The sequence below is a fragment of the Dietzia sp. Cai40 genome (assembly GCF_014145165.1).
GTDB classification, from domain to species: Bacteria; Actinomycetota; Actinomycetes; order Mycobacteriales; family Mycobacteriaceae; genus Dietzia; species Dietzia natronolimnaea.
Genome location: NZ_JAALEB010000068.1, coordinates 22984 through 32134, shown reverse-complemented (window position 1 = coordinate 32134; position 9151 = coordinate 22984). Strand labels below are relative to the sequence as shown.

The following is a 9151-nucleotide window of genomic DNA, read 5'->3' as shown; positions in this document are numbered from 1 at the left end:
CGCTGCCCCCCGGAGAGTGCGCCGGGCCGGCGGTCCAGCAACTCCGGGCCGAGGTGGAGCTCCTCGCAGACCCGTGACAGGTCGGTGCGGTGGTCGCGGGCGAGTCGGCGGAGCCTGCGGCCCACGGTGACCGCCGGGGCCAGGGCCAACGAGGAGTCCTGGGGCACCAGCGCGAACGAGTCGATGTGGGCGCGCGGCCGGTCCCGTACCCGCGGGGCCAGCTCCTCCCCGTGGATCAGAACGCGTCCCCGGATCGGGGGATGGAGGCCCGCGGCAGCGCGCAGCAGCGTCGATTTCCCCGAGCCCGAGCGGCCCGTCAGCGCGACGACCGACCCGGCCGGGACGACAGCGTCAAGGGGGCCGAGGGGCGCGGTGTTCGGATGCGCCACGGCGAGAGAGTCGAAGGCGAGGCCGGCGCCCGTGCCCGCCGGGGAGGGAGCGACGCGAGCCGGCCACCGGACCGCGGCCGACGGTCGAACCGACTCCTCGATGCGGCCGGCGTCCACCGTCACGATCCTCCCGCCCACCTGGTGGGCCAGGCGGACGTCGTGGGTGACCAGCACGAGTGTGCGTCCGGCGGTCACCGAGAGGAGGAGCTCGGTGAAGGCCCGCGCGGTGTCCGGGTCGAGTCCGGCCGTGGGCTCGTCGAGCACCACGAGGCCCGGGTCGACGGACAGGGCCCGCGCGATGGCCACCCTGCGCCGTTGGCCGCCACTGAGCTGGTCCGGTCGGCGCCGCAGCCAACCCTCGTCGACGGGCAGGCCCAGTTCCCGCGCGTAGTGGATGCCCAGCCCCGGGCGGGCCGCGATCTCCTCGGTGAGCTGACCGATGCGGCGCCACGGGGTCAGGGCCACGCCCGGATCCTGGTCGACGACGCAGCTGCGACGACGCAGCAGCCGCAGCTGCCAGGCGCTCGCCCCCAGTGCGTCCACACCGTCGACGGTGACCGCTCCGGAGGCCACACACAGTCCGGGGGAGAGGTCGCCGAGCAGCGCGCGGGCGAGGGTCGACTTCCCGGCCCCGGACGGTCCCACCAGCACGAGGCGTTCGCCGCGTTCGAGGTCCAGGCGCGGAACCTCCAGACGCGGTACGCCGGTCCGGTCCCGGATGGCCAGGTCACGTACGGAGAGGGCGGAGGCGGTCACCATCAGATCGCCCCGTGCCCTTCCCGATCGGCCAGAAGTGCCGTCGGTACCGTCAGGAGCGCGATCCCCAGTGCGGGCACGATCACGGACCACGGGTTGAGGGTCACCCCGGCGATCGAATCCCGGACGGTCGACGCCCAGTCGTCGCCGCCCCCTCCCAACCCGCCGCCGAGGAACGCCAGCGTGCTCACCAGGTAGACGGCGCTGGTGAAGCGCACGGACAGCTCGGTGAGCAGCGGGCGGGACAGGCCCGGGACGACCTCCCGCACCGTGACGTCCAGGCGTGACCGGCCCTCCGCTCGGGCGACCTCCACGAACCCGGACCCCAGGAGCGGGGCGCTCGCGGCTTCGAGATAGCGGGAGCTCACAGGGATGAACAGCACTGTCGTCACCGCCCCCACGACCACGACGGAGCCGTTCCCGGCGGTGGCGACGACCAGGATGATGAGCACCGGGGGGAGGGTGACCAGCACGTCGGTCGCGAATCGAACGACCGGTCGCAGTGGGGGGATCCAGGCGAGCGTGAGGCCGATGACGGCTCCGGTCGCGGTCGACAGGAAGGCCGCCGTCACGGAGATCGCGACGAGCGGCAGGTTGCCGTGAAAGGCCCGCGCCAGGACGTCCCGTCCCAGCCGGTCTGTCCCCCACGCGGCGTTGTCCTGGGTGAACGCTCCGCCGGTCACGGCGTCCGGGGCGGGCAGGCCGAGAACGGGGGCCACGACGGGGCCGAACAGCGCGAGCGCGAGGCCCGTCGTGAGCATCCCGACGAGGAGCGTGCGGACGAGATGCTCGTGGGTCACCGGAGCCACCGCCGGGGTCCCGACCCGGTGACCAGATCGGCGACGAGCAGCGAGGTCGTGGTGACGGCGGCGGCCACGGTGACCAGGGTGGCGACCGGAACGGTGTCGCGGTTGGCGATGAGGGTGACGAGCAGGCTCCCGGCGCCCGCGTAACCGAACGCCACCTCGACGACGAGCGCCGCACCGATGAGGCCGGGCACGGCCAGCGCGCAGAGCTGGACGATCGGCCCCGTCGCCCCGGGGAGCAGGTGTCGGACGAGGACGGCCAGCGGCGGGATGCCCGCGAGTCGAGCGGCCCGGACATGTGGTCGCGCGGCTTCGGCGGCCACGACGGCCCGGACCGTTCTCTGCAGCCATGCGCCGACGACGAGCCCGGCGGTGACCGCCGGGAGCACGAGGATCCCCGGGCGGTCGAGTGGGCTGCCACCCAGCGGGACCAGTGAGACCGGCGGGAGCAGACCGAGTTGGATGGACAAGATCGTCACGAGGATCACCGCCAGGACGAACTCGGGGGTCGCGAGCACCACGGCGGCGGTGAGCGAGGCCGTCCGGTCCGTGCGGGACCCGGCGCGGGCTCCTGTGAGTACTCCGCCACCGAGTCCGGCCACCACGGCCACGGGGATCGCCGCGAGCATCAGGAGACCGGTCCGCGCCAGTGGCTCGCGGATCTGGTCGACGACGGGGATGCCCGAGGCGGAGAGGCCGGGGTCACCCCTGGCCATCCCACCCAGCCACTCGACGAACCTCTCGGCGACAGGGATGTCGAGACCGAGTTCGGCGCGTCGGCGGGTGAGCCAGGACGCGTCGGTGGTGACGAACGAGGCCGTCGCGGCGTCCCCGGGGAGCGTGTCGACCAACCAGAAGGCCAGCACGACGGTGACCGCGAAGGTGAGGAGCGTCTGGGCGATCCTCACCCCGGCGCGTCTGGGCGTCATCAGTCGGCGCGGGACCCGAAGAACGGCGCGGACTGGCTCGAGGGGACGTCACCGGCGGCATCGGTGGTCGCGTTGAGAAACGGCTGGTACCCCCAGATGAGCTGGCCACCCTGTTCGGACACCTCCACGGCGAGCCGGGAGACCGCCGCCTGGCGTTCGGCGTCGTCGGTGATCGCCGCAGCGTCGGCCAGACGCCGGTCCCAGGCCGCATCGGCACCGAATCCGTCGAGGTTGAAGCCGCCTGCCGAACCCGTGGTGAACGGCAGCGCCGTGGCAGTCGAGCGGTTGACCCAGTAGATGGAGAACAGCGGCAGCTTCATCAGGCCCGGGATGTCGGCGAAGTAGGCCGCCGGGTCCCGGCGGTCGAGAGTGAGGGTGAGTCCGGCCTCGCGGGCCTGGGTGACCAGGAGCTCGGCGGCGTCGTCGAGGCCGGGGACCACGTCAGAGGTCACCAGGGTCAGCTCCTCGACCCCTGCCTCCTCGAGGATGGTCCGCGCCCGGGCCACGTCCCGGGTGACCTCGGCAAGGTCGTCGGGGTAGCCGCTGATGCCCTTGCCCAGGACGTCCTCGCCCACGACAGCGCCTTGGCCGAGGACAGTGCTGACGAGGCTTTCCCGGTCGACCAGCAGCTTGAACGCCGTCCGGACCCGCTCGTCGTCGAACGGCGCGACGCGGGTGTTGAGGATGAGGCCCAGCGCCTTGGAGTCCGCCGGGCCACCCTCGGTGATCCGGGCCGAATCGGTCACCGTGCGCGCGGCGGTGACCGGGAGGTCGTTGGCGTAGTCGACGTCGCCGGAGACCACAGCGCGGGCTCGAGCATCGGGGTCCGGGATCGACCGCACCTCGAGTCGGTCGATGCCGACGCCCGGGTGATGGTCATTGGGCGTGAAGACCCATCCGTCCTCGGCCGATCCGGAGTCGAGGACGAACGGACCCGATCCGATACCGGCTCCGGGGTCGCCGCCCTTGAACACGGCGCTCTGGGGGGCAAGGACCGCCTCGACGAAGTCGGCCCGCGGAGCGCTGAGGTGCAGCTCGAGCGTGTGCTCGTCGACCGCGCGGGATGCCTCGGTGTCGAGCGGGGCGAGGAAGGACCCGGCCATCGGGGAGGCGGCCGTGTAGACCAGCGAGGCGAGGGCGTCCTCGGCGGTCACCGACGAGCCGTCCGAGAAGGTGGCGTCGGGCCGGAGGCGGACCGTCCACACATCGGCCGAGTCGTTCGAGGTGATCGACTCGGCCAGTTGCGGTACCGGCTCGTTGTCGAGGAGGACGACCAGAGAGTCGTATACCGCGAAGATGCCGACCCACGCTCCCGGAGAGGTCGCGGCGGCGGGGTCGAGCGTGTCCCCCGGGGGGACCATCGCGGCCACCCGGACGGTGCGCCCCGCTCCGGTGGAACCCGAACCGGCACCGGTGCCGTCTCCACTTCCGTCCTCGGTGGCGCAGGCGCCCAGGGTGAGTCCGGCGCCGGTGACGGCACCGGTGACGGCACCGGTGACGGCACCGGTGACGGAGGAAACCGCGGCGATCCATGAGCGTGGTGGTCCTTAGGTGAGTGGGTGGAGATGGGGGTGGGGTGGGGACGCGTCAGCCGAGACCGGCCTGGACGCGGAAGAGGTCCTGGTCGATCCACAGCGCCGCGGCCTGCCCGGCGGCGACGGCGCGGGCCACGAAGGCGAGCGGGACGGGATCGTCGCGACGGCGGGCGCAGTCGCCGGCCGCGAACACGCGCGGGTCGGACGTGCGCTGTTGCCAGTCCACCAGGATGGGAGCGCCCTCCGTCTCGACATCGAGCCCGAGAACGGAGTGGCGTGGCTGCTCGCGAGGCGTGTGGAACACCGCTCCGAATGTGAGCTCCTCGCCACCGGCCGAGACAGTGAGGGCGCCGTCGGTCCCGGCGACCCCGGTGACGGGACGGTGATCGACGCCGACGCCGTTGCGCGAGAGGATCCCGTGGATCTCGTCGGGGACCGGATGGCCGTTGGTGAGCAGGGTGACATCGCGGGAGAAGTGGGTGGCGAGATAGACCGCCTGCAACCCCGGTTGGGCGGGGTTCTCCGGGGCGTCGGTGAGGACGGCGAGCCGCCGCCCGTCGACCTCGTGGCCGTGGCAGAACGGGCAGTGGAAGACCCCTTGTCCGAAGCGCTCCGCCACACCGGGGATACCGCTCACGTCGTCGCGGACTCCGGCGGTGACCAGGAGTCGCTCGGCCAGGAAGGCTCCACCGTCCGACGTTGAGAGTCGGATCGGCGTGTCGGAGTCGGCCACCTCGAGGTCCGTCACGGTGGAGTGCACGATCTCGACGTTCGGATGGGCGGCGACCTCTTCCATCCCCACGCTCCGTAACTGCTCGGGAGGCCGGCCGTCGAGACCGAGGTACATGTGCATCTCGGTCGCGGGCGCGTTGCGCGGCTGGCCGGAGTCGACCAGCACGACGCGTCGCTTCTGTCGTCCCAGGACGAGGGTTGCGGTGAGGCAGGCCGGTCCGGCACCGATCACGGCGACCTCGACGGCCGTGGGGGTGGGTGATGGCATCGGGGCTCCAAGTTGTGTGACGACGGCGGGTGGTTCGGCCCCTTGAGTGGGAGGAGATCCGCAACCTCGATGACTCTATTGATAATGAGTCTCATTATCAATAGAGTCATCGGTGTTGCGCGTTGTCGGAATCGGACGGCGTCTTGCCGCGAGTGTCGAGAGGTGAGGTCATGTCGCATGAGCCCCAACTCATCGGAGCGATTGGCGATTCGTCCTCACCGCGGAACCTCTCGCCCCGACCGGGTAGCGAACCCGGAACCGCTACATGACTAGTGAGCCGCAGTGAGTGCCTCGGGATTCGACTATCGGGCCGTGCCGCGAGTGGTGCGCCCCCACCTCGGCGGGTCCCGTCGCCTGCTCGTGGCCGCGGTGGCGCTCGCCGTGGTCTCGGCCTTCGCGGAGCTCGCGGTGCCCTACGCCGTCTACCGACTGCTCGTGCACCTGGTGGTGGGCGACGGGGGGCTGGCGGCTGCGCAGGCGGTCGCTCTCGCGGCTGCGGGCGTCGTCGTCACCTACGTCACCTTCGGCGCGGCCACAGCACTGGCGCACCGGGCCGCCTTCGACGTGATCGCTCGGATCCGCATCGCCCTCGGAGAAGCATGGTCCGGGGCGGATCTGTCCGACCTGTCGGACGGGCACACGGCCTCCGCCCGCTCAGCCGCGGGGGAGGAGGTCGAGCGGCTCGAGGGAATCCTCGCGCACGGTGTGCCGGAGTTCGCGGCCAGTGTGACGGTGTGGCTCGTCATGACGGTGTGGCTTCTGGGTGAGGACTGGCGGTTGGCGCTGGCGTGCGCCGCGGTGGCCCCGCTGGCCTTCTGGACGATGCGGCGGGCGATGCGGTCCAACGCCCACCGGATGGGCGAGTTCGTCGTGGCGAACGCGGCGATGGGACGGGCGATGATGGACCAGCTCACGGCGCTCGCGGAGAGCAGGGTCTTCGGTGCCCGGACGCCCGGGTCCACGGCCGTGTCCGCGATCCGACACACCGCGAGCCTCCAGTCCGCGTGGGGCGCGGCGTTCCTGCGGTGGGGCGCCTGGTTCTCTCCCCTGGTCACCGCCACACCGGCGGTCGTCGCGGTGCTCGGGGCCTGGTTGCTCGCCGCCGGCCGGCTGGATGTGGACACGTTCCTGCTGTTCATCGTCCTGGCCCCGGCCTACACCGTTCCGCTCGTCACGCTCTTCTACCGGATGCACTCCCTTCCCCTGGCGGCGGCGAGTGCCCGTGCGGTCGAGGAGCAGCTCGACCTGGCCCCGGTGGACCTGACCACTGTGACCGGCCGGGAGCCGCGGGATCGCGCTGTCGTGGTCGACGGCGTCGACTTCGGACACCGGGGGCGGGCGAGCACTCTCCGACAGGTCTCGTTCCGGGTCCCGGAGAGCGCGACCGTCGCCCTGGTGGGGGAGTCCGGATCGGGCAAGACGACCCTGCTCGAGCTGATCGCCGGGGTGAGGACGCCGCCCGTCGGAGAGGTGACGCTCGGGGGCGTGCCCACCGCGGAGCTCCTCACCGCACCCGGTCGACGCCGGGTGAGCCTGGCCGCCCAGAATCCCCTGCTGTTCGCCGGCTCGATCGCGGAGAACCTCCGGACGGGGGCGCCCGACGCCCCCGACGGGCTCCTGCTCGACGCGCTGGACGCCGTCGGACTCCGTGACGAGTTGGGGGACTCGGCCCTCGATCGGCGTCTGGGGGAGGCGGGAGCTGGCCTGTCCGGGGGGCAGCGGCAGCGCCTCGCGCTCGCGCGGGCCCTCGTCGTCGACGCCTGGGTCGTGCTGATGGACGAGCCGACAGCCTCGGTCGACCCGCTCACCGAGGACGAGCTGTGGGAGTCGATCTCCCGGTGGTGCCGGGGGAAGACGCTGGTGCTGGCGACCCACCGGATCGCGGTGGCCCGCCGCGCGGACCACATCGTGGTGCTCGACCGGGGCGCGGTCGCCGAGCAGGGCACGCACGACGAGCTGCTCGAGCGCGGCGGGCTATACACCGAGTTGAACGCTGCCGAGTCGCGGGCGAGGGCGGGGATCCGATGAGCGGCGTGGGCACGATGTGGCGGATCGCCGGTGCCGAACGGGTCCGCGTCCTACGCGGTGTGGGGTGGCGGATCGTCCAGTCACTGTTCGGGGGGTTGCTCTACGGGGTGCTGATCACCCTCGTGGTGGACCTGGCCCGCGGCGGACAGCTGGACGAGTCCCGGGCCGTCCAGGTGACCGTGGTGGCCGTGGTGACACTCCTCGGTCAGTTGCTCGCCTCATACCTGGCAGCCAGGGACTCGTGGCTCGCCGCGTACCAGGTGTCCGCCCATGCCCGGGTGTGGGTGCTCGAGCACCTGCTCCGCGTGCCCGTGCCGACGGCCTCCGGTCGGCGCCGCGGGGAGACCCAGGCGCTGCTCACCGGCGACATGCAGCAGATCGAGGACTTCCTGTCCGAAGGGCTGCCCAAGCTGGGACAGGCCCTCGGATTACCGGTGTTCGTCGTCGCCGCAGCGGCGGTCTATGACCCGGTGGTCGCGCTCGTACTCGCCGGGGCCGTCGTGGCGGCGATCCCGGCGACCGTGTGGGCGGGCACCCGGACCACCGCCGCGGCCCGGGAGCGGACTTCTCTGCAGGCCGAGTCCTCGGCACGGTTCGTCGACGTGCTCACCGGGATCACCGTGTGGAGGGTCCTCGCGGCGCCGGGGCGGATCGCCGACGTCCTGCGCGCGACGGCGCTTGACCTGCGCGACTCTTCGGTGCGGATGCTCGGCAGGCTGATCCCCCCGCTGATGCTGGCCTCGGCCGTCCTTATGGCCGGGGTGCCGGTCCTGATGGCGGTGGTGGCCGGCCGCGGGACGGAGGTCGCCATCGGGTTCCTCCTCGTGGCGATAGCGGTCTACCGTCCGCTGGTGGCCGCCCTGTCGGTGGGGGAGCAGTGGCACGTGACCCGCGCCGCGATGGAGCGGCTGCACTCGGTGGCCGAGATCCCGCAGCTCTCCGAACCGTCGGAGGCACAGACGCCCCAGGGCGTCGAGGTGCGGTTCGACGGCGTGGGGTACGCCTACCCCGACGGCACCCCGGCGCTGCACGGCATCGACGTGGCACTCCCCGAGAAGGGCATGGTCGCTGTGGTGGGCCACTCGGGCAGCGGTAAATCCTCGCTCGGGGGGTTGCTCTCGCGGTTCGACGATCCCGCCGCCGGGTCGGTGAGGATCGGCGGAGTGGACGTCCGCGAGATCGCCCCGGACACCCTCGCGGCCACGGTGACCCAGGTGTTCCAGCACACCCATCTGGTGCAGGGGACGGTGGCCGAGAACATCGCGCTCGGCCGCCCCGACGCGGACCGGGCCGACGTCGTGGACGCGGCCCGGCGAGCGCAGCTCCACACCGCGATCAGCGACCTGCCTCACGGGTACGACACGCGCCTGGGGGAGGACGGTGCCGGACTGTCCGGCGGCCAGCGGCAGCGCCTGGCCATCGCCCGGGCACTGCTCGTGGATGCGCCGGTCGTGGTGCTGGACGAGCCCACCTCCGCCCTGGACACCCGCACGGAGAGCGAGGTCTCCGAGGTGATCGCCGAGCTGGCAAGCGGACGATCCGTCCTGCTCATCGCTCATCGCCTGAGCACGGTCATCCACGCCGACGAGATCGTCGTCCTCGAACAGGGGCGGGTGGTCGAGCGCGGCACGCATGCCGAGCTCGTGAGCGCTGACGGACGGTATCGACGGATGTGGGACCGGCTCGAACCGCCATGAACCCCGTGAGC

7 protein-coding genes are annotated in these 9151 nt (G+C 72.2%); 2 read left to right on the top strand and 5 right to left on the bottom strand.

The genetic code is table 11. The annotated features are described in order from the left end of the window. The 5 genes from G6022_RS03370 to G6022_RS03350 all read right to left on the bottom strand — a co-directional run. Window positions 1–1148 (bottom strand): ATP-binding cassette domain-containing protein (locus tag G6022_RS03370; RefSeq protein ID WP_182691007.1); only part of this gene is annotated, 1148 nt, incomplete at its 3' end. After that, entirely contained in the window at window positions 1148–1945 is a 798-nt protein-coding gene (locus G6022_RS03365) for an ABC transporter permease subunit (protein WP_182639968.1), read from the bottom strand. The genes G6022_RS03365 and G6022_RS03370, both read right to left, overlap by 1 nt. Further along, window positions 1942–2880: an ABC transporter permease gene (locus G6022_RS03360; RefSeq protein WP_182691006.1), complete on the bottom strand. Its 939-nt coding sequence runs from the start codon at window positions 2878–2880 to the stop codon at window positions 1942–1944. Before G6022_RS03360 ends, G6022_RS03365 begins: the two co-directional genes overlap by 4 nt. Next, on the bottom strand, window positions 2880–4241 hold the full coding sequence (locus tag G6022_RS03355; protein WP_182639965.1) for an ABC transporter substrate-binding protein: 1362 nt from the start codon (window positions 4239–4241) through the stop codon (window positions 2880–2882). Before G6022_RS03355 ends, G6022_RS03360 begins: the two co-directional genes overlap by 1 nt. Window positions 4242–4467: 226 nt before the next feature. Continuing rightward, window positions 4468–5415, bottom strand: a complete 948-nt coding sequence (locus G6022_RS03350; RefSeq protein WP_182639964.1) for an NAD(P)/FAD-dependent oxidoreductase — start codon at window positions 5413–5415, stop codon at window positions 4468–4470. A gap of 282 nt (window positions 5416–5697) precedes the next feature. Between G6022_RS03350 and G6022_RS03345 the strand changes: the two genes are divergently transcribed. After that, window positions 5698–7443: an ABC transporter ATP-binding protein gene (locus G6022_RS03345; RefSeq protein ID WP_182691005.1), complete on the top strand. Its 1746-nt coding sequence runs from the start codon at window positions 5698–5700 to the stop codon at window positions 7441–7443. Next, entirely contained in the window at window positions 7440–9140 is a 1701-nt protein-coding gene (locus G6022_RS03340; protein ID WP_182691004.1) for an ABC transporter ATP-binding protein, read from the top strand. The genes G6022_RS03345 and G6022_RS03340 overlap by 4 nt, the downstream gene beginning before the upstream one ends. Window positions 9141–9151: the final 11 nt, after the last annotated feature.